At 67.5% G+C, this 19,771-nt stretch carries 20 protein-coding genes; 5 read left to right on the forward strand and 15 right to left on the reverse strand.

Annotated features, from left to right (window positions below; translation table 11 throughout):
* Positions 1-6: 6 nt before the first annotated feature.
* Positions 7-981, reverse strand: coding sequence for a glycosyltransferase family 2 protein (locus ACXYMN_RS17770; protein WP_459015162.1), 975 nt, complete (start codon positions 979-981; stop codon positions 7-9).
* Complete coding sequence (locus tag ACXYMN_RS17775; RefSeq protein ID WP_459015164.1) at positions 978-2,180, reverse strand: glycosyltransferase; 1,203 nt, start codon at positions 2,178-2,180, stop codon at positions 978-980. The genes ACXYMN_RS17770 and ACXYMN_RS17775 overlap by 4 nt, the downstream gene beginning before the upstream one ends.
* A 184-nt stretch (positions 2,181-2,364) precedes the next feature.
* On the opposite strand from ACXYMN_RS17775, the gene ACXYMN_RS17780 reads away from it, so the two are divergent.
* A complete protein-coding gene (locus ACXYMN_RS17780) occupies positions 2,365-3,132 on the forward strand; it encodes a WecB/TagA/CpsF family glycosyltransferase (protein WP_459015165.1) in 768 nt (255 codons plus the stop codon).
* On the opposite strand, the gene ACXYMN_RS17785 is transcribed toward ACXYMN_RS17780, so the two are convergent.
* From ACXYMN_RS17785 to ACXYMN_RS17815, 7 genes are all read right to left on the reverse strand, one after another.
* Complete coding sequence (locus ACXYMN_RS17785) at positions 3,110-3,886, reverse strand: SDR family oxidoreductase (RefSeq protein WP_459015167.1); 777 nt, start codon at positions 3,884-3,886, stop codon at positions 3,110-3,112. The two genes, ACXYMN_RS17780 and ACXYMN_RS17785, sit on opposite strands and share 23 nt — an antisense overlap.
* Positions 3,883-5,442 carry a GMC oxidoreductase gene (locus ACXYMN_RS17790; RefSeq protein WP_459015169.1) on the reverse strand — a complete coding sequence of 520 codons (1,560 nt, stop codon included), beginning with the start codon at positions 5,440-5,442 and terminating at the stop codon, positions 3,883-3,885. Before ACXYMN_RS17790 ends, ACXYMN_RS17785 begins: the two co-directional genes overlap by 4 nt.
* The gene (locus tag ACXYMN_RS17795; protein WP_459015170.1) at positions 5,439-6,770 is read right to left on the reverse strand and encodes a glycosyltransferase family 4 protein; all 1,332 of its coding nucleotides are present in this window, start codon (positions 6,768-6,770) and stop codon (positions 5,439-5,441) included. Before ACXYMN_RS17795 ends, ACXYMN_RS17790 begins: the two co-directional genes overlap by 4 nt.
* Positions 6,767-8,158, reverse strand: a complete 1,392-nt coding sequence (locus ACXYMN_RS17800; protein ID WP_459015172.1) for a hypothetical protein — start codon at positions 8,156-8,158, stop codon at positions 6,767-6,769. The genes ACXYMN_RS17795 and ACXYMN_RS17800 overlap by 4 nt, the downstream gene beginning before the upstream one ends.
* Positions 8,159-8,283: 125 nt before the next feature.
* Positions 8,284-8,748: a hypothetical protein gene (locus ACXYMN_RS17805; RefSeq protein WP_459015173.1), complete on the reverse strand. Its 465-nt coding sequence runs from the start codon at positions 8,746-8,748 to the stop codon at positions 8,284-8,286.
* 125 nt (positions 8,749-8,873) lie between these two features.
* The gene (locus ACXYMN_RS17810) at positions 8,874-9,506 is read right to left on the reverse strand and encodes a DUF1523 family protein (RefSeq protein ID WP_459015175.1); all 633 of its coding nucleotides are present in this window, start codon (positions 9,504-9,506) and stop codon (positions 8,874-8,876) included.
* Between the two features lie 105 nt (positions 9,507-9,611).
* The gene (locus ACXYMN_RS17815; RefSeq protein ID WP_459015176.1) at positions 9,612-10,406 is read right to left on the reverse strand and encodes an alpha/beta hydrolase; all 795 of its coding nucleotides are present in this window, start codon (positions 10,404-10,406) and stop codon (positions 9,612-9,614) included.
* Positions 10,407-10,489: 83 nt separating this feature from the next.
* On the opposite strand from ACXYMN_RS17815, the gene ACXYMN_RS17820 reads away from it, so the two are divergent.
* Positions 10,490-11,965 carry an NAD-dependent succinate-semialdehyde dehydrogenase gene (locus tag ACXYMN_RS17820; RefSeq protein ID WP_459015178.1) on the forward strand — a complete coding sequence of 492 codons (1,476 nt, stop codon included), beginning with the start codon at positions 10,490-10,492 and terminating at the stop codon, positions 11,963-11,965.
* An 85-nt stretch (positions 11,966-12,050) separates the two neighbouring features.
* On the opposite strand, the gene ACXYMN_RS17825 is transcribed toward ACXYMN_RS17820, so the two are convergent.
* From ACXYMN_RS17825 to ACXYMN_RS17850, 6 genes are all read right to left on the reverse strand, one after another.
* On the reverse strand, positions 12,051-12,524 hold the full coding sequence (locus tag ACXYMN_RS17825; RefSeq protein WP_459015180.1) for an Hsp20 family protein: 474 nt from the start codon (positions 12,522-12,524) through the stop codon (positions 12,051-12,053).
* Positions 12,525-12,768: 244 nt separating this feature from the next.
* Entirely contained in the window at positions 12,769-13,593 is an 825-nt protein-coding gene (locus ACXYMN_RS17830) for a trypsin-like serine peptidase (protein ID WP_459015181.1), read from the reverse strand.
* An 89-nt stretch (positions 13,594-13,682) separates the two neighbouring features.
* Positions 13,683-15,062, reverse strand: a complete 1,380-nt coding sequence (gene glcF, locus ACXYMN_RS17835; RefSeq protein WP_459015183.1) for a glycolate oxidase subunit GlcF — start codon at positions 15,060-15,062, stop codon at positions 13,683-13,685.
* 8 nt (positions 15,063-15,070) lie between these two features.
* Complete coding sequence (locus tag ACXYMN_RS17840) at positions 15,071-15,412, reverse strand: hypothetical protein (RefSeq protein WP_459015185.1); 342 nt, start codon at positions 15,410-15,412, stop codon at positions 15,071-15,073.
* Entirely contained in the window at positions 15,409-16,530 is a 1,122-nt protein-coding gene (locus ACXYMN_RS17845) for an FAD-binding protein (protein ID WP_459015186.1), read from the reverse strand. Before ACXYMN_RS17845 ends, ACXYMN_RS17840 begins: the two co-directional genes overlap by 4 nt.
* 50 nt (positions 16,531-16,580) lie before the next feature.
* Positions 16,581-18,029: an FAD-linked oxidase C-terminal domain-containing protein gene (locus ACXYMN_RS17850; RefSeq protein ID WP_459015188.1), complete on the reverse strand. Its 1,449-nt coding sequence runs from the start codon at positions 18,027-18,029 to the stop codon at positions 16,581-16,583.
* 143 nt (positions 18,030-18,172) lie between these two features.
* Between ACXYMN_RS17850 and ACXYMN_RS17855 the strand changes: the two genes are divergently transcribed.
* Genes ACXYMN_RS17855 through ACXYMN_RS17865 form a run of 3 tightly spaced genes read left to right on the forward strand, consistent with a single transcriptional unit; the run spans position 18,173 to position 19,695 of the window.
* Positions 18,173-18,580, forward strand: coding sequence for a CopD family protein (locus ACXYMN_RS17855; protein WP_459015190.1), 408 nt, complete (start codon positions 18,173-18,175; stop codon positions 18,578-18,580).
* Positions 18,577-19,290, forward strand: a complete 714-nt coding sequence (locus ACXYMN_RS17860; protein WP_459015192.1) for a DUF599 domain-containing protein — start codon at positions 18,577-18,579, stop codon at positions 19,288-19,290. The genes ACXYMN_RS17855 and ACXYMN_RS17860 overlap by 4 nt, the downstream gene beginning before the upstream one ends.
* Positions 19,291-19,326: 36 nt before the next feature.
* A complete protein-coding gene (locus ACXYMN_RS17865) occupies positions 19,327-19,695 on the forward strand; it encodes a hypothetical protein (protein ID WP_459015194.1) in 369 nt (122 codons plus the stop codon).
* The last annotated feature ends 76 nt before the right edge of the window (positions 19,696-19,771 follow it).

The raw sequence follows: 19,771 nt of genomic DNA on the forward strand, positions 1-19,771 counted from the left end.
GCCCGCTCAGCCCCCGGGTCCGCGATATTCGATCAGGGTCATGTCGCGTCCCGCGAGCCTGCGCAGGTGATACCGCAACATACCTATAAGCGTCGGAAGTTTCGCCAAGGTGAAGAGTGCCGCAAATTTTCGTGCATCGCCCTGTGCGATACCGTCCCGTCTCAGCGCGCGATAGCCGTTCCACCACGTCCAGGGGTAGGCCAGCAGCACAAGCAGCGCGGCCCAGGGCGCCAGCGCGAACAGGACCAGCGCGGTCAGCGGAATTGCCCCGCCATAGACCCAGGCGCGCCGCCGTTCCGCAACCCCGCGCCCGGGGTGGGTGCGGCCAAGCTGCGCCAGCCCGTGGCCCGCGCGCTCGGTCCGTCGCCACCATTGTCCAAGCCGTGTCATGTCGGCATCGTGGCGCGCCATGGTCCGGGGCAGCCGTTCCAGCGCCCAGCCCTCCGCGATCAGGCGGGTGCAGAACTCTTCCTCTTCGGATGCGATGAAGCGCGGATCGAAGCCGCCCACCGCCTCGAACGCGGCGCGACGCACCAGCATGTTGCCGGTTGCGGCCTCGATCCGGCCCGGGGCGGCGTGCCATTCCCAGTCGATCAGGCGGTTGTAGACCGAAACGTCGGGGCGTTCCTCGGCGATCCAGCCGGTAACGAGCGCATGATCGGGATGGGCATGCAGGAAGGCCAGCGCAGCGTCCATCCAACCGGGTTCGAGCACGCAATCGCCATCGAGAAAATGGAGAAAGGGCGCGGGATCGACCAGCGCCGCAGCCCCGGCATTGCGCGCCCGCGCAGCGGTGAACGGCACCGACATGTCCAGCGGTACCGTGGTGACACCGCGCGCGGTCGCGATCTCGCGGCTCAAGTCGGTCGAGCCTGAATCGACATAGATTACCCGCGCGCCGGTGCCCGACGCCGCGATCAGCACGGCGGGCAGGCGCAACGCCTCGTTGCGGCCGATCAGGACGATGTCGACCGCCGTCATGGCACCGCCTCGATGAGTTCGGACAGTTTCGCCGCCTCGATCGAGACGTTGAAGTCGTGCTTGACCTTTGCCCGCGCGGCCCGGCCCATGTTGCGGCTTGCATCGGCATCCGACAGGCACTCTGACAGGGCCTGGGTCAACGCGTCGAGGTCGCCGGGCGGAACCAGACGCCCGGTCACGCCATCCTCGATCAGTTCGGGGATGCCGGCGATCCGGGTGCTGACCACCACGCGTTCGGCGGCCATGGCTTCCATCAGGACCACGGGCACGCCCTCGGCAAAGCTGGGCAGGCAGAAGACATCCGCCTCGGCCAGTGCGCTTGCGACCTCCGAGGGCGGGCGGAAGCCCAGAAACCGCACCCGGTCGCCAAGACCCGCCGCCTGCACCCTGGCCTCAAGCGCGGCACGGTCCGGACCGTCCCCGACATAGGTCAGCGTCGCGTCGGGATGCGCGGTGGACAGCCGCAGCAACGCGTCGAGCAGAAGGCGCGGCCCCTTGACCCCGACAAGGCGACCGACGAACAGCAGCCGCGTGCCCTGAAACGCGCCGCTGCGGTACTCTTCCGGCGTGATGCCGCAATGCACGATGCGCAGCTTGTCCCAGTCGGCGGGATCGGCAAAGCACATCAGCTGCGACCGGGCGAAATGCGAGATGCAGGCGACGAAGGCCGCGTGCCTGGCCTTGGTGCCCAGATGCCAGCGCGGGGCCTCGAAGAAGGTATCCGGACCGTGGATCGTGAAGGAATAGGGGATGCCCGACAGCGCCGAGGTGAGCAGCGCCACGTTGCACGATTGCGAGGCAAGGTGGTTGTGCAGATGCGCGACGCCCTGGTCTTCCAGATGGCGCGCCAGCACCGCGGCTTCGAGGAAGTAGAACACCTGCCACAGCATCGCGCGCGGCCCATCCGCCGAGGTGCGCAGGGCCAGCCCCAGCGCGCGCACCCAGCGTTTCGGGGCGCGGCGCAGATAGTGCAGATGCGCGCCGATCAGCCGGGCCGGGGATCTTGCCGCCTCGATGACGTGCCAGGTCCGGTCCTGCTCGGCGCTCTGGTCGGGTCCGGACAGGTCGGACGCCGCGGTGCGCCGGATCGAACAGGTGCGCACGTCATGGCCAAGCGCGCGCAGGCCTGCGACCTCGCGCTCGATGAAGGTATGCGAGGCGCGCGGATAATGCCCGGTCAGGTAGGCCACTCGTTTCATGCCCGTGTCCTTGCGTGTTGCACTGCGCAGATGGCATTGATCATGCAATGATGGCCGCCACGCGGCGCGGTTTGGAACTCTGCGTGGTCATTTCCGGCGTCCGCTGACGCAACCGCGCCGCAGTTGGCCGACTGTCTGCGCTGCCCACTCCCCCGGATGCGCGCCGGATGCTATGAGCGGATCCATGACACGCGCCATGACATTCGCGGCGGGCGAGACCCGCATCCCGGTCAGCGTTCGCGACTGGGCCGCGCTCGACGCGCATCTGCGCGGGCGGATGCGCGCGGGCACGGGCTTCGCGCTGGCGACGATCAACCTCGATCATCTGGTGAAACTGCGCGACGATGCGGAATTCCGCGCCGCCTATGCCGCGCATGACCTGGTCAGCGCCGACGGCAACCCGATCGTCTGGCTGGCGCGGCTGGCGGGGCACGATCTGTCGCTGGTGCCCGGCTCTGACGCGATCCTGCCGATCTGCCGGATCGCGGCGGCGCTGGGCGTCAAGGTCGGCTTTGTCGGCAGCACCAATGCGACGTTGCAGGCCGCCAAGGCCCATCTCGAAGGGCAGGTACCGGGCCTCGATGTGGTCTTTGCCGAGGCCCCGCCGATGGGCTTCGAACCTGCGGGCACGGCGGCGCGCGACATCGTCACGCGGGCATCGGATAGCGGCGCGCGTCTGTTGTTTGTTGCGCTGGGCGCGCCCAAGCAGGAACGGTTTGCCGCCTTCGGTCGCGGGATCGCGCCGGACATGGGGTTCGTGTCCATCGGTGCGGGGCTCGATTTTTTCGCCGGGTCCCAGACCCGTGCGCCGCAATGGATGCGCGCGCTGGCGCTGGAATGGGTCTGGCGTCTTTTCGGCAACCCGCGACGGCTGGCCGGGCGCTATGCCGCCTGCGCCGCGATCCTGCCGGGCGAGGTGCGCGCCGCGCTCAGGCAACGCCGCGCTCCGTGATTCGGCGCGGGCGCGGGGTCTGCCCGGTCAGCGTGTTGAAGACCTTCCGCTTGAAACTCACGGGATGCAGGACTTCGCGGTCCCTCTCAAACGTGACACCTGTCAGATTTCTGTCTGCGGCGAGGGTCAGGGCGACGCCCCATCCCGCCGCGACCTCGGGCGGGATGCCGTCCGCAAGGCCCATGTCGGTGCGGAGCGCGCCGGGGATCCAGTCCGAGATGACGATGCCGGGCAGGCGGTCCCCGACCTCGGCGATCAGGGCGCGGGTAAAGATCCTTTGCGCCCCCTTGGACACGGAATAGGCCGCCGACCCGGGCAACGGGTTCAGGTCGGCGAAGGTCGCGACGTTGACGATGCGTCCGCGCCCGCGCAACGCCATGTCCTGCAGGACCGCGTACGAACAGGTGACGGTGCCGCCGAGATTGATCGCGACCGCGTCCAGGATCGTCCCCGGATCGCCGGTCAGGAAATCCTCGTGCGGGTAGATCGCGGCGTTGTTCACCAGCGCTGCGATCGGGCCCTGCGCGGCGATGGTGCGGATGGCGCGGGCCACGTCCTCGGGCCGGGCAATGTCGAGCGGATGGGCGCTGATGCGGGGCACGCCCCGGGCGGTTTCCCCCAGCGCGTCGGCGCGCCGTCCGAAGACGGTCACGTCGAAGCCCGCCGTTGCAAATCCGCGCGCCATCGCCCGCCCGAGGCCGGAACCGCCGCCGGTCACGATGATGCGGCCCTCGTCGGGGGTGAGGCTGGTCATGCACGGTCCTCCAGGATGATGTCGGCGACCCGCAGCGCGTTGGCGGCGATGGTCAGGCTTGGGTTCACACCCATGGCGCTGGGCATGAAGGATGCATCGGTGACCCAGAGGTTGGTCATCCCGTGCGGGCGGCAGTCCGCATCAAGGACCGAGGTCGCGGGATCGGTGCCGAACCTCAGCGTGCCGCAGGGATGACCGAAGTTCAGCTCTGGCCAATAGGTCAGCAGCAGGGACCGAACGCCTTTCAGCCGTCGCCTCAGCGCCCGGCGAAAGGCGCGTCGGCGCGCATGCAGCGCGTCGGGGATAGTATAGTCGACCACCAGCATGCCGGGTGCACCGGGGTCGAGCCGCACGCGGTTTTCGGCCAGTCCCGGGTCTTCGAGCAGGCCGACGAAGACGAAGCCGCGCCCCAGCATCCACGCGCCGATGGCGGCAGGCAGGCGGATCAGACGGCGGAACCAGCCCAGACCGTAGCGATCCAGCGCCTGATCGAGGAATTGCGCGATCTGGCCGTATTCCGCGCGCAGCCCCATGGATTGCACCAGGCCAAAGCGGTCGGCGGGGTCGTGGTAGAGGTCGCGAAACGCCAGCGACCGGGCCGGCGCATCGACGACACCGCGCTGGCGCGGCCAGAGGGCGACCATCTCGTTGAGGTGAAACATCAGGTGCCGACCGACGAGGTCATGGCCGTTGCCGATGCCCCGCGGGGCCGCGTCAGAGCGCGAGGACAGCAGCAATCGCGGCGAGGCCAGTGCGCCGCCCGCGAGGATCACGCGTGGCGGCGTCAGGCGGTGGCGCGCGCCGTCATGGGTCAGCTCGATGCCGGTGATGCGGGTGCCTTCGGTGTCCAGCCGGGTGACCTCGGCCCCTGTCAGGATGGCGGCGTTGCCGGTGGCCAGCGCAGGCTCCACCCCGGCGGAGCGGCCATCCATCTTGCAGGCGCGCGGGCATTTATGGCCGACGCACAGGCGGCAGTCCGGGCCGCCCTCCACGGCGGTGTTCAGGCGGTAGGGATGCAGCCCCGCGCGGGTCAGCTCTGCGCTGATGGCGGCCTCGCCCTGGCTCATGGCGGGCGGCTCTCTCAGCGGCAGGTCCGGGGTCTGCGACAGCGGATCGGCGGTGCCGCTGAGGCGGTAGATCCGCGCCGCGCGGTCGAAATAGGGGGCAAAGGCGGCATAGGGCACAGGCCAGCCACCGGTTGGATGCGGCCGCCCGGGCACGCTGTCGAGGTCGTGCGGAGCGGGCCGTTCAAGCGCCGCTGCGTAATACACCGACGAGCCGCCGACCGTGGCCCCGGCGAAGGGAAAGCGGTCGGTCCTGTGGCCATCGAGGGTCAGGCGCATCGGGTCGGGAAAAGCCCCGCGCGCCAGCCGCGCCACGCGGTGGGGCGTGTCGACGTCCAGATGCGTTTCCTCGCACCGAAATCCCGCCGCGCCCTGTTCGAGAAACAGCACCTTCATGCCGCCTTCGGCCAGCGCACGGCCCATGGTGCCGCCGCCGATGCCGGTGCCGATGATGACGGCGTCCCAATGCCCTGACAATGCCGGGTGGCTCATGCGGGCACCGCCTCGGTCGGGGCGATTTGTGCGAAAAGATCGGGCGCGGGGGGGTGGGCGCCGGACAGCACCCAGTCGTAGACCCGGGCGACCTGCCGCGCCTTGGCGGCCCAGGTGAAATCCCGCGCGACCCGTGCGGCGGCGGCTTGCCCCTTGGCGGCAAGCTGCTCTGGCGCGGCTACGATCCGCTGCAACTCGGCCCGCAGAGCGGCGATCAGCGCATCGGGCGGCAGGCAGGGAACGCGAAAGCCGGTGGCGTCGTCCACCAACTCTCCGGGGCCGGCGTAATCGACCACCAGAGGCGGAAGCCCCAGCGCCATCGCCTCGAGCACCACGCCACCGCCAAATTCGCGGATCGACGGAAAGGCAAAGAGGTCGGCCTCGGCCAGGATGTCCTGCACCGCGTCATGCGCCTGCCAGCCGTGGAATTTCACCGCATCGCCATGCGGCGCCGCCATCGCCCGAAGTCGCGACATTTCCGGCCCGTCGCCGACGATATCAAGCGCCAGTTGCCCGGTCCCAAGCAGCGGTGCTGCCGCCGCGATCAGCATGTCGCAAGCCTTGTAGGGCACCAGCCGCCCGGCAAAGGCAGCCCGCAGCGGCGTGCCCTGTCCCGGCCGTGCCCGACGCGAGAACCGCGCGGGCGCGATGCCGTTCTCGGGCAACCAAATCACCTTGTGGGCGTAACGCGGCGGGACCTCGGCGGCGGTGTGGCAGGACCCGGCGAGGATGGCGCTGGCATGGCGCAGCGTGGCCCCGCGCCCCGGCAACAGCTTGTAGGTCGCGCGCACCGGGGCCAGCCATTCGCGTTCGGCGCGGCGGGCATGCGCGTAGCCGTCGGGCCAGGGCACCCCGCCGTTCAGCGGACCCAGCACGAAGGGCACGCCGATCCGCGCCAGTTTCGGCGCCAGCGACGATTGCGACGTCGGCGACAGTGGCGTGATGCGGTGCACGAGGTCGTAGTCCCCGGCCCGCAGCGCAGGCCCGAAGGCCTTCCAGACCAGCCGTTCGAAATAGGGATAGCTGAGCGCGTTGGCGGCTTGCAGGATGGTCCAGCCCTTGCCCTCGCCCATGCGCAGCGCCTCGGCGATGCGGTAGGCCGGGCGGGCCAGCGCCTCGGAATCGATGGCGGTGAAGTCGCGCCCCTCGATCAAGCCCGCGCGCAGGATGGCGTCGCGATTGCGCACCTGGGTGACCAGATGCACGTCCGCCACGTCGCGCAGCGCATTGGCCAGCGACCAGCCGACCAGCGGCACCGACACCCATTCGGGATTGGCGGCCTCGGCGATGACAAGGACACGCGGGCGGGACGGATCGGGCTGGATCATAGGATCGGCTTCCACCGCAGGGGTCGGTTGCGCCAGTTGACCTCGCGGGTTTCGACCCCCTCGGCATAGCCGATCAGCGCGCCGACGATCAGCCAGGTGATCGGGGTCAGCGTGGCATTGGGCAGCAGGTCGAAGATATTGACCGCGAGAAGCAGCGCCAGCGTCACCGCAGATGGGTCGAAGGCATCCGGGCGGCGGGTGATGCCCGCGCGCCAGAGCAGGTAGATCGGCAGCATCAGCAGGCCGAACTCGGCGGCGAACCCGACGATGCCGAAGACCCCGAAGGCGATCACCCATCGCCCGTCCGTCACCGTCAGAAGGTTACCCGTGACCGGGTCGATGATATGATTGCGCGCCCAGCTTCCCCAGCCGAAGATCGGCTTTTCCATCGCCCGTTCCAGCAGCATGGATTCGTTTTCAAGCCGGAACTCGAGCGAAAAGGCGCGTTCTTCGCTGAGCCGTGCGATCTGCGCCAGGATCTGGTCCTGCGGTATGTAGCCCGCGCTTTTCAGCAGCGGATAGACGATGCAGAAGATCGCGATGCCCAGCGCCACCCGCACCTGAAGGCGACGGCCCGGCAACAGCAGCACCGGCAGCAGCGCCAGCATCATCAAAAGCGCCCCGAAAGACTTGATCGCGACCAGCATGAGCGACAGTACCATCGCCGCCAGAAAGTAGCGCAGGCGCCTTTCCTCGGCGGCGCGCCACAGGCTCCAGGCCATCGCCGTCGCGGTCAGCAGGAAGAACGCGACCCAGAGCCCGTGTTCCAGAAACACCACGGGCCGGAAGGTGTCGCCCCGGATCGCCTGAAAGGCCAGCGATTGCTGAAAGCCATAGATCGCCGAATGCAGCACCGGTCCAAACGGAACCTCGATCAGCATCAGCGGCGTATAGACCAGTGCGGCGATCACCAGCGCCATCATCAGGTCGCGCCGCGCCCCGCCCGAGGCCAGATGCACGCGCGCCATCAGCATCGGCAGGATGGTGAAGAACTGTTGCATCGACAGGCCCAGCGCATCCTTGTAGCTGACCCGCGGCAGCTCGATCGGGCCCCAAGAGACCGGCGCGCCGTTGGTCGCCGCCGTGGCAAAGGGCACCAGCACGTAGACCAGCACCAGCACCTGCGCGAGGCGGCTTTTCGGCATCAGCCGCTGGCTGTCGTCGGGATTGAGGTAGAGCAGGCAGACCAGACTCATCAATGCCGGAAGATTGGTCTTGTTCAGCGGCGGAATAAGCGGCAGGTCAAAGGCCGCCTGCGGGCCGGGCAGCAGCAAAAAGCCCGCGATCAGAGTCGCCAGAAGCGCCCGTTTCTGGGACATTTCCCGAAACAGGACCACCGTCACGACCGGCCAGGCCGCGAGGATCAACAAGGCGAATGCGTTGGGCATGGCGTCCTTAGGCCCCTAGCTTGCGGTCTGGCCGACGCCGCCGCGGTTCCAGACCGGCAAACCGTAGCAAAAGCGTTGACCCTTGTCGCCCTCGACGCCCCGGCGGGCGCGCACGGCTGCGTCAATCATGCCGCGTCGGTCGCGGTGCCGAGATGGGCCCTGGCGGCACTCTCGGCCATGAAATCGAAATTGCCCGCGTCCATCTCGCCGGGGGCGACACCAGGCAGGTGGCACACCGGCCTGATACCGTCGGGGGTGTTCAGAAAGACCTGCGTCTCGTCATAATCCTCGTCGTAATCGAAGCTCAGATCCGAGACGGCGGCGGCGCCCATCGCATCGGGAAAGACCACCACGACCTGGTCATGCTCGGGGTCGAAGCCGTCGAACCACGGCTCGGCGCTGTCCATGTTCGGCAACACGATGTCATGCGCAGCGGCAGCGTCAGCGGCAGTGGCGGCAGCATCGTCCGGACCCGGCGCGCGGCTGTCCGCCTCGGGGTCTGACGCGTCCTCCGCGTTGTCCGACAGCAGTCCACTCCCGAGGGTTCCCCCCAGAAGGGCCACGCTGAACGCTGCCAATGTCTCAAACACAGCTTCTGCCTCGCTCCGCACCCAGGTTGCGCCGCCTTCTGCGGCTCATCAACGGTCAAGCTACGGTGCGAATTCGGCGTGATAATGGCGAAATCGGAAACAATTCGGGCAGGCCGCCCGCGGGCTCAGCGCCGACGGAACCAGTCCGTCATCCGCTTGCGCCGCGATCGCAGGCCCTCTGCGGCATCATCGAAGCTGTCTTCCACATCCTCGAGGACCGGGTCGATCCGCGCCCGCCGGAAGCGCCGCCATCGGACCCAGATGGCCCAGAAGACCGCCGCGATCACCAGCAGAATGACGATTGCGCGGACCGGGATGATGGTCACGTCCGGCCCGGCCACCGGCTTGATCGACATGGCGTTGGGGAACACCGACAGGAACTCCATGCGCCAGCCATAATGCCGGATCGCGACCCAGCGCGGGGTTTCGGCGACGGATCGCAGATCGGCCGCTTCCGCCTGCAGGTTAGAGCTGTTGAACTTGAAGTAGGGCGGCCAGCCCCAGCCGGTATCCTCGTTGCGATAGACCATGATGTCATCGCCCGCGCGCCGGGTCTGGATGAAGAACACGTCGCGGCTGTTCTGCGCCGTGGCACCGGCATCCCCGCGCGCCCAGAATATCGCGTTGGCCCCGATATCCTCGCGCTTTTCGTAGGTGTCGGTGATCCGCACGATATCGTTCTGCGGCAGCGTGTAATGCAGGAAGGCCAGCACCACGATCCACCAGAGCGCGATCAGGGTCCATTTCACGTAAGCCATCGGGGTTCGGTCCTTCGGGGATTGCCATGCAGCTACGCTTTTGCGCGATCTGCACCGGCGCGGCAAGACATCCACGGCGTCACGACCCCGCGAGCGCGCGGCACCTCATGCCCCGAGCAATGTCCTGACCATGGCGCTGTCGGGATCCGCAAGCGCGTCGATCACATCGAAATGGTGGCGGCCTTCGTCGACCACGTGACCGGCCCCCCAGGCCTCGGCCAGCCAGCGCGCCTGATCGAGGAAGGCGGGCCGTTCGTCCGCCCCGACCCACACGGTGACGGGCACGGCGGGTTTCGGCTGGTGCAGCGGGCTTTCGGCGCGCGCGGACTCGGGATCCAGCTTGAAATCGTCGTTCATCGAGGTCTTCAACAGCGGTTCAAGGTCCGACAGCGGCGAGATCGGCATCACATGGGCGATCCGCGCGGCCACGTCGTCGGGCAGCATGTCCTGGGCCAGCATGCGGGCCACCAGATGCCCGCCCGCCGAATGTCCCACAAGCCGGATCGGCACATCCGGAACTTCCCGCGCGGCGACGGTGACCGCATCGGCGATCTGCCGGGTAATGTCGGCGATGCGCACGCGCGGGCAAAGGTCGTAGGACGGCATTGCGGCAGCCCAGCGATGCTGCAGCGGGCCTTCGGCCAGGTGCGACCAATCCTCGCGGCCGAACCTGCGCCAGTAGCCGCCATGCACGAAGACGACGAGACCTTCTGCGCGGCGCAGCGGCAGGAACAGATCTATGGCATTCCGCGTTCCATGGCCGTACATGAGGCCAAGGCGTGCGCGGTTGCCTGCCCCGAGTTTTATCCGCATCGTCCGGGCCTTCTCGGCCCAGCGCGGGGGGTAGCTGTCGGCGTCGGGTATATGGGCTGCGTTGGCGTATGCGTCGTCCAGTTCCATCTGTCCCTCCGGTCGCTGATACGCGACAATACCGCGAAGAATTCCGGGGTCCATCCCCGCTACCATTTCGAAAGGAAAGCGAAATGCTCGACCGCACCACCGATCTACCGAGCCTGCTGAACGACCCGAGCCTGCTGGAAACCCGCGCCTATGTGGGTGGCAACTGGATCGACGGCGACGACGGCACCTTTGACGTCACCAACCCCGCCCGTGGCGACGTGATCGCCGCAGTGGCCGACCTGTCGCGCGCGCAGGTGGGCCAGGCCATCGACGCCGCCTATGACGCCCAGAAGGACTGGGCGCGCTGGACCGGCAAGGAACGCGCCCAGGTACTGCGCCGCTGGTTCGACCTGATGATGGAAAACCAGGACGACCTCGGCAAGATCATGACCGCCGAGCAGGGCAAGCCGCTGGCGGAAGCCAAGGGCGAGGTCGCCTATGGCGCCAGCTTCGTCGAGTTCTTCGCCGAAGAGGCCAAGCGCGTGCTGGGCGAGCAGATCCCCGGCCATGCCCGCGACAAGCGCATCCTGGTGATGAAGCAACCGATTGGCGTCGCGGCCTCGATCACGCCGTGGAACTTTCCCAACGCGATGATCACCCGCAAGGCCGCACCGGCGCTGGCGGCTGGCTGTGCCTTCGTCGCCCGCCCCGCCGCCGAAACGCCGTTGTCGGCCATTGCGCTGGGTGTGCTGGCCGAGCGCGCGGGCATCCCCGCGGGCGTGTTCAACGTGGTGCCGTCGTCGTCCTCGTCCGAGGTGGGCAAGGAGTTCTGCGAAAACGCCAAGGTCCGCAAGCTGACCTTCACCGGCTCGACCGAGGTGGGTCGCATCCTGCTCAAGCAGGCCGCCGATCAGGTGATGAAATGCTCGATGGAACTGGGCGGCAACGCGCCGTTCATCGTTTTCGACGACGCCGATATAGACGCTGCCGTGGAAGGGGCCATCGCCTGCAAGTTCCGCAACAACGGCCAGACCTGCGTCTGTGCCAACCGGCTTTACGTGCAGTCGGGTGTCTATGACGAATTTGCCGAGAAGCTGAAAAAGGCGGTTGCCGCGCTCAAGGTCGGCGACGGTCTGGACAGCGGCGTGGACCTTGGTCCGCTGATCACCCGCGACGCCATCGACAAGGTGCAGGAACATATCCGCGACGCGGTCTCGAAGGGCGCGACGCTGATCCTGGGGTCGGACGAGGACGACGCCGAAGGCAACTATTTCAAGCCCGCCATCGTCGCCGGCGCAACGCAGGACATGGCCTTCGCAACCGAAGAGACCTTCGGCCCGCTGGCCCCGCTGTTCAAGTTCGACGACGTGGATGACGTGATCGCCATGGCCAACGACACGATCTTCGGTCTGGCGTCGTACTTCTACGCCAAGGACCTGAGCCGCGTCTGGAAGGTTGCCGAAGAGCTGGAATACGGCATCGTCGGCGTCAATACCGGCCTGATCTCGACCGAGCTGGCCCCGTTCGGCGGCGTCAAGCAGTCCGGCCTTGGCCGCGAAGGCAGCCACCACGGCATCGAGGAATACATGGAAATGAAGTATGTCTGCCTGACGGTCTGACCGCGCGGGCCCGCCTGAAACGCAAGGACGCCCCGGCCATGGCCGGGGCGTTTTTGTCAGTGCAGACGGGTGTCGCGACCGGCGATCAGTTGATCTTTTCGGCCTCGAGCACGTCCTTGTGCGTCTCGACCGTGTCGGTCCTCTGGATCGCGATGCGGCGTGGCTTCAGCGCCTCGGGGATCTCCCGCTCGAGGTCGATATGCAGCATCCCGTCGGAATGCGACGCGCCGATGACGCGCACATGATCGGCAAGCTGGAAGCGACGCTCGAACGCGCGGGTCGCGATGCCGCGATGCAGGTAGGTGCGGTCTTCCTGCTCGTCCGCCTTGCGGGCCGACACGACAAGCGCGTGATCCTTCACCTCGACGGACAGGTCGCTTTCGGAAAAGCCCGCGACCGCGATCGAGATGCGGTAGGCGTCATCCGCCGTCTTCTCGATGTTGTAGGGCGGGTAGGTGGGCTGTGTCATGTCGGTGGCCATGACCCGGTCCATGATGTCGGCGAGCTGATCGAAGCCGACGGTTGCTCGGTATAGCGGTGCCATATCAAAGCTACGCATGTGTTATCCTCCTTTGAGCGATACCATATGTTGTGTGCCTTCCCGATCGGGACAGGCAACTTCTGAAACCGGAACCCGATGTCGGCATTCCGGTGCAGTGAATCTGGGAAGCGGCAATCTCTGTTTCAAGACCCCGCTGGCACGAAGGCGCATGTCGGAGCATGGCATGGCGTGGCGGGCCGCGCCGGCACCGCCGTCCGTTCCGGATCGCGGCGGGGACCGAGACCCGGCACGCATGGCCTGGTCAGTCGGGCAGGTCGGTCGTCCGCGCTGTCGGGCGGATGAATTTGGCGTCGGTTTCGGAGCGGACAGGCGACGACACCGTCTTCACCCCCGGCGGACGCGCGTTCTTTGCCAGCGCGTTCAGGGCCTGGTGCACGTCCCCAATCTGGGCGTGCAGATTGACCCCGAGAGACACCGGCTTGCCCTGCGATTCGGCCTTGGCCGACACCACAGACACGATGCGGGGCGTGCCGGATTCGAAGGAAAAGACCGGTGCGCCGGACGCGCCGAAATCCACCTGGCAGGACATCACGATGACACCGGCCTGTTGTGAAAGAACCGAACATCGTTCCTGCAGTTCCGGGGCATCGACGCCGTCCCGGACATAGGACACCACGCCGATCTTGTCGCCCTGGGCCGGGTCGCGGTCGGTCGCGAACGGCTCGATCGTGGTGTTGCGGATCGGGTGCTGCAGTTCCAGCAGCGCCAGATCGTAGCGCACGCGGTTGGAATCCGCCGGGGCCGAATATTCGTAGTCCGGATGCGCCACCGCGCGCCGGACGCGCCGATAGGCCGCCGCGCGGCCATTGCGCCACCCGGCGAGAAATTCCATGTCCTCGACCCGCACCGCTTCGCCGGTTTCGCTGTCGAACAGGCAATGCGCCGCGGTCAGGACCAGATTGTCGGCAATCAGCGCGCCGGTGCAGAAGGCCGTGCCGCGAAACTCAAGACGCCCGACCGCATCCCATTCACCGTCGCGCCCCCCGAGCGAAAACAGCCCCTGGGCATGGCCTGACGCGGCAAGGGTCATCAGCAGGGCGACACAGAAACTCAGATAGCGTAGCAAACGGGACCTCCGGAAAGCGCACTTACCCTATCGGCATCTGCGATGGCGAAATTGTGACGTTGTGATCCCTAAGATCTCATGAACCGCGATCAATCAGAACGCGTCAGCTTCGCGGGCTTCGGCCCGCCTGTCGCCCAGTCAAGAAGTTCGACTGTGTGGACCACCGGAATTTCGGTGCCCGAGCCGATCTGCATCATGCACCCGATATTGCCCGCGGCGATGACCTCGGGGGTCTTGGCCTCGAGCGTGCGTACCTTGCGCGCCTTGAGCTGTTTCGAGATCCCGGGCTGCATCAGGTTATAGGTGCCCGCCGAACCGCAGCACAGGTGACTGTCGGCAGGTTCCACCACCTCGAAGCCCGCCTGTTTCAGCAGCGCCTTGGGATAGGTCTTGATCTGCTGGCCGTGCTGCAACGAACAGGCCGCGTGATAAGCCACCCGCAGTGCCCCGCCCGACGCCCCGCTGGGGGGCGAATAGACGCCGTGACCCGGCGCGGCATCGGTGCCCGCGATACCGTCGCGCGCCTCTTGTCCGCTGGCTGCCGGGGCGGCCTCCATCAGGGTCATCAACACTTCGGACACGTCGCGGGCGATGCCCGAGACGCGCGCGGCATCCCCGGCCAGCGGCCCGGTGCGGAACATGTGACCGTAATCCTTGACCGTGGTGCCGCAACCCGAGGTGTTGATGACGATCGCATCGAGCCCCTTGCCGTCCATCTCTCGGGTCCAGGCGCGGATGTTCCGGGCGGCGGTGCCGTGGCTTTCGTCGATCTTGCCCATGTGATGCGTGAGCGCGCCGCAGCAGCCCTGACCCTCGGCCACGACCACCTCTGCCCCAAGCCGGGTCAAGAGGCGGATGGTGGCGTCGTTGATATCGGTATCGAGCGCGCGCTGGGCGCAACCGGTCATCAGCGCCACGCGCATCTTCGGCGCGCCCCTGGCGGTAAAGGTCTGCGGGTCGTCATTCGGCGATACCGGCGGGATTGACTTGGGCGCCATCTCGAGCATGGCCTGCAGACGCACATCGGGCATCAGCCGCGCAAAGGGCCGCCCGATCTTGGCGCCCAGCAGCGCCAGCCGGAAGCGTCCGGGATAAGGCAGGATGCGCGCCAGGACCCAGCGCAGCGCACGGTCGCTCCAGGGGCGGTCGTATTTCTCTTCGATATAGGCGCGGGCATGGTCGACAAGGTGCATGTAATGCACGCCCGAGGGGCAGGTGGTCATGCAGGCAAGGCAGGACAGGCAGCGGTCGATGTGCTTGACGGTCTTTTCGTCCGGCACGCGGTTGTTCTCGAGCATGTCCTTGATCAGGTAGATGCGGCCACGCGGGCTGTCCAACTCGTCGCCAAGGACCTGATAGGTGGGGCAGGTCGCGGTGCAGAAGCCGCAATGCACACAGTTGCGCAGGATCTCGTTCGAGCGCGCGACATCGGCGTCCTTCAGTTGTTCCGGGCTGAAATTGGTCTGCATGTCCGTCCTTACTGCGTCAGCATCTGCGCCGTGGCGAGGCCGAACCACGGCACCGTGGTGGCCAATGCGCCGGTTACCCGGATCCATCCCCGGTCGCCTGTCCGGTCCCAGATCCGCCGCACCGTGTGGGTGACGAAGGCGACGGCGCTGATCCAGGCCAGCCAGAGGCATGCCAGCCCGACCAGCGGTGCCGCCGGGGACAGGGTCGTGCCCAGCAACGCCATCGCCAACGTGCCCACCGCAAGCGCGGCCAGAAGCGGCGTCGTGGCGGCGGGGGCGGTCAAGGCCAGAAACAGCAGCGGGCCAACCGCGAAAGAGATCGCGAAAGCCATGAGGATCGGGGATGTCATGCGGCAAGCGCCCGGGCGTTGAAAAGGCCGCGCGGGTCAAAGCGGGCACGCAGACCCCCGGTGATGGCGGCCACCGGAGCGGGTTCGGGATGCTGGCGGGGCAGGGCAGCGCTGGCATCGCTTGCCCGCACCAGGGTGCCGTGCCCCTTGATGCCACCCATGCGCGCGCGCGCGTCGGTGCCCTCGGGCAGGCGCGCCCAGACCAGCCCGCCGCCCCAGTCATACAGGATGTCGTCGGCCCCGAGCGCCGCGGCCAGCGCCGGTCCGTCCGACGGCTTGACCGAAAAGCGCCAGACATCGCCGGGCTTGCCTTGCATCCCTTCCACATCGCGCACCCAGCGCCATTGCGCCGCCAGCTTGCCGGCGTCGCGCTCGACCGTGATATCGCCGAAATTCGCCAGAAGCGTCTGCAACTGCCCGGCGCGGTAGGTCATCTGGGTTTCGAACCCCTCGATCCGCAGCATGGTCACCGGCTGGCCATCGACGCCGCGCGGTGCATGGGCCGCACCGGTGATCTCGAAGGGAGAGCCGAGCGCGCGGCTCATGGCGGCCACGGCACGGCTGTCGTCAAGACCGGCAATCGACAGGCAGGCGGCGGTTTCGGGCACCGGCATCACCTTGAGCGACACCTCGGTCATCACGCCCAGCTGGCCCCAACTGCCCGCGAACAGCTTCACGAGGTCGTAGCCGGTGACGTTCTTCATCACCCGTCCGCCATTCTTGACGATGGTGCCCGCGCCGTCGACGAAACGCACGCCCAGCATGAAATCGCGGCAGGCCCCGACCTGGATGCGGCGCGGCCCAGAGGCGTTGCTGGCCGCCGCCCCGCCCAGCGTCGGCGTGCCCGAGGTGCCCAGAAGCGCGCGGTGGTCCATCGGTTCGAAGGCCAGGCGCTGACCTTCGGCGGCAAGTGCGGCCTCGACCTCGGCCAGCGGCGTGCCCGCCCCGGCCACGAGCGTCAGCGCGCCCGGCTCGTAAAGCGAGATCCCCGACAGGCCGCCGGTTTCGAGCAGAGAGCCGTCGCCGCCGCCGCCCCTCGTGCCGCCGCCGCGCAGGTGCAGCGGTCCGCGCGCGGCTTTGACGATATCACTGAGGTCGGCTTCGGTGGTCGGTTTCATCGCGGTCTCATCTGGTTGCTGCGAGGCCCCGGCGCAGGGCCGGGCGGGCGTCATTCTGCGGCCACCGCCAGGGCGCGGCGCGCGTCCGAGGCATCGAGCGGGAAGACCTTGGCGGGGTTGAGCAGCCATTGCGGATCGAACACGTCCTTCACGGCCATCTGCGCCTCAAGATCGTCGGGCGCGTATTGCACATGCATCAGGTCGCGCTTCTCGATGCCGACGCCATGCTCTCCGGTCAGGCAGCCGCCGACCTCGACGCACAGGCGCAGGATGTCGGCGCCGAACCTCTCGCATTTCTCGAGGTCGCCGGGCTTGTTGGCATCGAACAGGATCAGCGGGTGCATGTTGCCGTCGCCCGCGTGAAAGACGTTGGCGACATCGAGCCCGCATTCCTTCGACATCTCGCCGATGCGGGACAGCACGCGCGGCAGTTCCGACACCGGGATCGTGCCGTCGAGACACATGTAATCGTTGATCTGCCCCATCGCCCCGAAGGCGGACTTGCGGCCCAGCCAGATGCGCCCGGCCTCGTCCGCATCCCTGGCTTCGCGCAACTCCACCGGGTTGTGGCGGCGGGCGATGTCCATGATCAGGCTCAACTGGTGGTCGATTTCTTCGTCCGACCCCTCGACCTCGACGATCAGCAGCGCCTCGCAATCGGGGTAACCCGCCTTGGCGAAGGCCTCGCAGGCGCGGATGCAGGGGCGGTCCATGAACTCGATCGCCACCGGCAGCACACCCGCCTTGATGATGTCGGACACGCAGGCCCCGGCCACCTCGTTGGCGTCGAACCCCATCAGCACCGGCCTTGCCCCTTCGGGCTTGCGCAGGATCCGCAGCGTCGCCTCGGTGACGACTCCAAGCTGGCCTTCCGACCCGCAGATCACCCCCAGAAGGTCGAGCCCCGGCGCATCCAGATGCGCGCCGCCGATCTCGACCACGGTGCCATCCATCATCACCATGGTCACACCCAGAAGGTTGTTCGTGGTGACGCCGTATTTCAGGCAATGCGCGCCGCCCGAATTCATCGCGATATTGCCCGCGATGGCACAGGCAAGCTGCGACGACGGATCGGGCGCATAGAAGAAATCCTCCTCCTCGACGGCGCCCGTTACCGACAGGTTGGTGCGCCCGGTCTGCACCCGGATGAAGCGGTTGTCGTAGTCGGTCTCGAGCACATCGTTAAGCCGCGCCACGCCAAGGATCACGCAATCCGCCGTCGGCAACGCGCCGCCCGCCAGCGACGTGCCCGAACCGCGCGGCACCACCGGCACGTCCATCTCGTGGCAGACCTTCAGCACCGCCGCGACCTCTTGGGTGGTGGCGGGCAGCACGGCGGCAAGCGGCGGGCACCTGTAGGCGGTCAGCGCGTCGCATTCATAGGCGCGGGTCTCGGACACGTCGTCGATCACCGCATCCACGGGCAAGACAGCGCGCAGACGGTCGACGATCTCGGATTTGCGGGCCAGGATACGCGCGTCGGGCGTCGGCATCTGCATGTCGGGTCCTCCCTCTGGATCCTTTTCTATCTAGCATTCCACCGGTCAAAACCATACCCGGAATCACCGCGTGGTCTTGCCGCGGCGCGGCGCTGCGTGGCTTGCGCTTGCACGCAAGGGCGAGATCGCGCAAAGCATGACCCATGACCTGGATCAAGATCATACACATCCTCTGCGTGATGGGGTGGATGACCTCCATCTTCGCGGTGCCCCGGGCGCTGATCTACTGGAAGCGCGAATATGCGCGGCTGGGCGATTTCGGCCCTTTGGGCGACCTGACGATCCGGCTCTACCGGTTTTCCCTGGGGCTCGGGGTGATCGCGATCCTCACCGGGCTCTGGCTGGCCGGGCTTCTGGCGATGCCGGGTTGGGTCTGGTGGAAACTGGCGCTGGTGACCGGTCTCGCGGCGCATTACGGCTGGACCGGGCGCATGGTGCTGCGGGCCCGGCGCGGCGTCTTCACCGAAAGCGACCGCTTCCTGCGCATCTTCAATGAGGTCAGCGTCTTCGCGGTGATCGCGATCCTCTGGGTTGTCGTGGTGCAGCCGTGATACTGCCCGAAGTCCTGAGGTTTCTGACACCGCTCGACTGGGCCGCGCTTGCGATACTGGCGGTGGCATGGCTCGGGGTGTCGCACCTGATCGAGCGGCCGCCTGCCGCGCGCCCCTCGACCGGCATGATCATGACCGCCTATCGCCGCGCCTGGATGGTTCAGTTCCTGCGCCGCCAGCCGCGCGTCTTCGACAGCCAGATCATCGGCATGCTGCGCCAGGGCACGGCGTTCTTCGCCTCTGCCTCGATGATCGCCATCGGCGGCGGGCTGGCGCTGGTCGGCAATGCGGACCTGCTGCGCGGCGTGGCGCAGGACCTGACGCTGACCGACGATCCCGCCGTCGTCTGGGAGGTGAAGGTCGCGCTGCTGCTCGTGTTCGCGGTGAACGCGTTCCTGAAGTTCGTCTGGTCGCACCGGCTGTTCGGATACTGCGCCGTGCTGATGGCCGCGGTGCCGAACGATCCGGACGATCCGCGGGCCCTGCCGCGCGCAAGACAGGCCGCCGAGATCAACGTCACCGCCGCCCGCAGCTACAACCGCGGGCTGCGCGCGGTCTATTTCGGCATCGCCTCTGCCGCATGGATGGTCGGACCCGGCGCGCTGATCGCGGCCACCTGCCTGACCCTGGGCGTCATCGTGCGGCGCGAATTTTTCGCGGCCAGCCGGACCGTCCTGTTGCACACACGCCCGGAAGACACGGAAATATGAGCCCGGTTTCATCCCGCAGATGCTAACCAGATCGGTATGAACATGCGCCTGACCCTGTCTCTATGCACAGCACTCGCCGCGGGCCACGCCGCCGCCGACCCCGCCGACATCCGCGATGTCGAGATCACGAAGTCCGGCATGGACTGGCGCGTCTCGGTCACGCTGGCCCACCGCGATACCGGCTGGGACCACTACGCCGACGGCTGGCGCGTCGAAGACGAAGACGGGCGCGTGATCGACACCCGCCTGCTGCACCATCCGCATGTGCACGAACAGCCCTTCACCCGATCGCTGCCCTCGGTGATGGTGCCGGACGGGGTCTGGACGGTCTACGTGCGGGCCAGATGCTCGGTCGATGGCTGGGACGAGAGCCGCGTCGCGGTCGAGGTGCGCCCGGGCCTCTGAACCCTTCCCCTCACGAACGGACCTGAAATACTCCGGAGGTTCGGAGGCAGAGCCTCCGACGCGGTCGCCTGCGACC

The organism is Roseivivax sp. CAU 1753 (genome assembly GCF_054482575.1).

Excerpts from the sequence above, each read along its gene's own strand:
- ACXYMN_RS17785 (WP_459015167.1), bottom strand. The coding sequence starts at position 3,886 with ATGACCAGCCTCACCCCCGACGAGGGCCGCATCATCGTGACCGGCGGC.
- ACXYMN_RS17850 (WP_459015188.1), bottom strand. The coding sequence starts at position 18,029 with ATGCAGATGCCGACGCCCGACGCGCGTATCCTGGCCCGCAAATCCGAG.
- ACXYMN_RS17800 (WP_459015172.1), bottom strand. The coding sequence starts at position 8,158 with ATGCCCAACGCATTCGCCTTGTTGATCCTCGCGGCCTGGCCGGTCGTG.
- ACXYMN_RS17855 (WP_459015190.1), top strand. The coding sequence starts at position 18,173 with ATGACCTGGATCAAGATCATACACATCCTCTGCGTGATGGGGTGGATG.
- ACXYMN_RS17825 (WP_459015180.1), bottom strand. The coding sequence starts at position 12,524 with ATGCGTAGCTTTGATATGGCACCGCTATACCGAGCAACCGTCGGCTTC.
- ACXYMN_RS17770 (WP_459015162.1), bottom strand. The coding sequence starts at position 981 with ATGACGGCGGTCGACATCGTCCTGATCGGCCGCAACGAGGCGTTGCGC.
- ACXYMN_RS17810 (WP_459015175.1), bottom strand. The coding sequence starts at position 9,506 with ATGGCTTACGTGAAATGGACCCTGATCGCGCTCTGGTGGATCGTGGTG.
- ACXYMN_RS17780 (WP_459015165.1), top strand. The coding sequence starts at position 2,365 with ATGACACGCGCCATGACATTCGCGGCGGGCGAGACCCGCATCCCGGTC.
- glcF (WP_459015183.1), bottom strand. The coding sequence starts at position 15,062 with ATGCAGACCAATTTCAGCCCGGAACAACTGAAGGACGCCGATGTCGCG.
- ACXYMN_RS17795 (WP_459015170.1), bottom strand. The coding sequence starts at position 6,770 with ATGATCCAGCCCGATCCGTCCCGCCCGCGTGTCCTTGTCATCGCCGAG.
- ACXYMN_RS17845 (WP_459015186.1), bottom strand. The coding sequence starts at position 16,530 with ATGAAACCGACCACCGAAGCCGACCTCAGTGATATCGTCAAAGCCGCG.
- ACXYMN_RS17790 (WP_459015169.1), bottom strand. The coding sequence starts at position 5,442 with ATGAGCCACCCGGCATTGTCAGGGCATTGGGACGCCGTCATCATCGGC.
- ACXYMN_RS17840 (WP_459015185.1), bottom strand. The coding sequence starts at position 15,412 with ATGACATCCCCGATCCTCATGGCTTTCGCGATCTCTTTCGCGGTTGGC.
- ACXYMN_RS17820 (WP_459015178.1), top strand. The coding sequence starts at position 10,490 with ATGCTCGACCGCACCACCGATCTACCGAGCCTGCTGAACGACCCGAGC.
- ACXYMN_RS17775 (WP_459015164.1), bottom strand. The coding sequence starts at position 2,180 with ATGAAACGAGTGGCCTACCTGACCGGGCATTATCCGCGCGCCTCGCAT.
- ACXYMN_RS17815 (WP_459015176.1), bottom strand. The coding sequence starts at position 10,406 with ATGGAACTGGACGACGCATACGCCAACGCAGCCCATATACCCGACGCC.
- ACXYMN_RS17865 (WP_459015194.1), top strand. The coding sequence starts at position 19,327 with ATGAACATGCGCCTGACCCTGTCTCTATGCACAGCACTCGCCGCGGGC.